Origin of the sequence: Plasticicumulans sp., from assembly GCF_035331805.1 — a bacterium.
GTDB lineage: Bacteria > Pseudomonadota > Gammaproteobacteria > Competibacterales > Competibacteraceae > Plasticicumulans.
In genome coordinates, this window is record NZ_DAOLKE010000517.1 from 1 (window position 1) to 1,803 (window position 1,803).

A 1,803-nucleotide genomic window follows, 5' to 3' on the forward strand; every position below is an offset into this window, starting at 1 on the left:
AAATTCCAGCTGACCATGGCCGTGCCGTGGCCGGCGTGGGCGCCGCCGCCCGGACCGCCGAAGCGCACGTCCATGGTCAGCTGGAATTTCGGTTCGGCCGCGACCGCCGCCTGCAGCCGTTCGAGATCGCTGCTCATCAGCGGGTTGTCGCGCAGCGCCGGATCGGCGGCATCGGCCGGGGCGTCGCCGCTGACCTCGAAGCTCGCGAGCTTGACGCGATCGGCCGGCGTGTCGTCGTACAGCGCGAAGCTGCCGGCGCGCGGGAACTGGATCTCGACGATGGCGCGCTCGCTCGGGCCGAGCAGCAGCGTATCGACCAGCGTCTCGCGCTCGGTGCGTCCGCCGTCGCTGCCGACCACGCGCAGCTTCTGGCCCGGCAGCTTCAGCCGGAAGTTGCGGACGTTGGCGGCGTTGGTCAGGTACAGGCGCACGCGGTCGCCGGTCTTCGCGGTGAACTGCTGCGCGGTCTCGCCGTTGACCAGCCGCACGTTGCCGTAGCGGCCCATGATCGCGTAGTCGGCATGCACGCGGCCCCAGGGCACCTGCGCGCCGTTCTCGATCAGGATGTCATCGAGCAGCAGCGGGATTTCCTGCGCGACCGGCGCATAGGCGGCGCTGTCGGCCGGCAGCACCCAGACGTTGCCGTACAGCCCGGCGTCCTGCTGGTAATCCTCGCGCACGTGCGGGTGGTACCAGTACATGCCTTCGTCCGGGAAGCGCAGCCGGTAGAAGGCGCGGCTGCCGGGCGGGATGGCCGGCTGGCCGATGCCGGGCGTGCCGTCCTCGCGGTAATCGACGCGCAGGCCGTGCCAGTGGATCGTGCTCGGCTGGTCGATGGCGTTCTCGAAGCCGATCGTCACCTGCGTGCCCTGGCGCACCTTCAGCAGCGGCCCCGGCACCGAGCCGTTGTAGGCGAACAGCCGCAGCGGCGTGCCGTTGATGGTCTTGGTCACCGGCGCGGCGCGCATCACGTAGAAGGCGCCATCGGCCAGCTCGACCACCGCCGGCGCGCTTGCGGCCGGGGCGTTGGTGGTGTCGGGCAGCGTCTTCGCCGGGCCGCAGGCCGGCAGTTCGGGATGATGTTCGCAGTGCATCGCGGCCATCGGCTCGGGCATCGCGGCGACGGCGGCGAGCGGCACGGCGAGCGCCAGCGCCAGGGCGGCCGGCAGCGTCAGCCGGGCCGGAAGGTTCGGAAGGATCATCATGATCGGGCTTGGGCCTCGTCGGCAGCGTTCGGTCAGGAAGCGCGGCTGTTGCGGCAGCCGCAGCGGTCGGACGGGGGCGCTACGCGGTGCGACGGGGCGGCCGATGCGGTGGTTCCGGGATCGGCGAGTCGTGCCGCGCCAGCCGGTACGGCGGCAGCGGTCCGGCCGGCGGCGGCAGCGGTGCGGGCACGAACGCGAAATTCAGCACGCCGGTGCAGGCGTGGCAGCAGCGTTCGGCGTGTGCAGCGTGGCAGGCGCGATCGTGCGCCCGGGCCTGCGCGCTGCGCGCCGGCGTGCCGATCGAAACCGCCGGCTGCGCACCGGCCTGATCCCCCTGCGCCTGCACCGCGACCGGCAGCAGCCCGCCGGCGCCAAGCAGCGCCAGCAGCAGGCAGATTCGGCAGCACAGGTCGCGAAGCATCGGCAGTGAGGATCGGTCGCGCGGTCGGGAACGGCCGGGGAGTGTACCCGCATCGGCGCTGCGGGCATTGACCGGGTGCAAGGCAAGCCAAGGCCGGACACGGCGCGACAGCCGCAACCGGCCTCGCTACGCTGCGCTGCACATCCCGAAGCGCCGCAGGGCAGGGAGGCTGCGATG

Annotated in this window: 2 protein-coding genes; both read right to left on the reverse strand. The window is 72.4% G+C overall.

What is annotated here, in order from left to right:
* Positions 1-1,205: multicopper oxidase domain-containing protein (locus PKE44_RS18990; protein ID WP_324554353.1), on the reverse strand; the 1,205-nt coding region annotated here is incomplete at its 3' end.
* A gap of 79 nt (positions 1,206-1,284) precedes the next feature.
* Positions 1,285-1,626: a hypothetical protein gene (locus PKE44_RS18995; RefSeq protein ID WP_324554355.1), complete on the reverse strand. Its 342-nt coding sequence runs from the start codon at positions 1,624-1,626 to the stop codon at positions 1,285-1,287.
* Positions 1,627-1,803 lie beyond the last annotated feature (177 nt).

What these genes read in the sequence shown, in the direction of transcription:
- PKE44_RS18995 (WP_324554355.1), bottom strand. Translation starts at nt 1,626, where the DNA reads ATGCTTCGCGACCTGTGCTGCCGAATCTGCCTGCTGCTGGCGCTGCTT.